Here is a 739-nt window from a genome sequence, read left to right as displayed (position 1 = left end):
TGCGAGCGGGACGCTCGTCGCGGCGAGGACGGTCATCGCGCTGGGGGCGGTCATCGCGGCGCGGGCCGGCGGAGCGGAACGGGCGGTCATCGCGCTGCGGGCGGTCCTGCGTGCGAGCGGGACGCTCATCGCGGCGCGGACGGTCGTCACGGGACCAGCGCTCTTCGCGCTGAGGGCGCTCGCTCCCGCCCGACTGGCGCACGGGGCGACCAGGACGCTGGTCGTCCCCCGGCGACGAACGGCGGGGACGGTCCGGTCGTCCAGCGGACGAGGGGCCGCCACCCGTGCCGCGACGCGGACCGCTTGAAGCCGACCGGAAGTCACCGGCCCCGGCGCGTGGGGCTCCGCCTCGCGCCGGACGCTGACCACCGCCGGTGGGGCGTCGGTCGTCGCCTCCAGTGCGGCCACGAGCACCTGGTTCAGCCATGCCGATCTCCCACCTGCCGCGCTCTGCGCGGGACCATCGCCGCTGTTCACGTTGTGAGCCCGTTGACCGGGCGGTCCAGGGTCTCACGAGCCCCGTCGCACCCGTCCCGGACATGCGTGTGGGGAGCAGCTCCTCCACAGAGGAACTGCTCCCCACACGTAGGCACTCCACGCAGGAGTGACCTGAAGGTGAGTGGCCGGCGGTGTCCTACTCTCCCACCCAGTCTCCCGAGCAGTACCATCGGCGCTGGTGGGCTTAGCTTCCGGGTTCGGAATGAGACCGGGCGTTTCCCCACCGCTATGACCACCGGAC

The 739-nt window shown here is 72.9% G+C and carries 1 rRNA gene; it reads right to left on the bottom strand.

The window, feature by feature from the left end:
* Window positions 1–621: 621 nt before the first annotated feature.
* Window positions 622–738, bottom strand: a 5S ribosomal RNA gene (gene rrf / locus ACRYM2_RS23170).
* Window position 739 lies beyond the last annotated feature (1 nt).

Origin of the sequence: Kineococcus aridisoli (assembly GCF_050871885.1) — a bacterium.
GTDB lineage: Bacteria > Actinomycetota > Actinomycetes > Actinomycetales > Kineococcaceae > Kineococcus.
The sequence above is the reverse complement of the archived record's forward strand: the minus strand, read 5'-3'. Positions and strand labels throughout refer to the sequence as shown.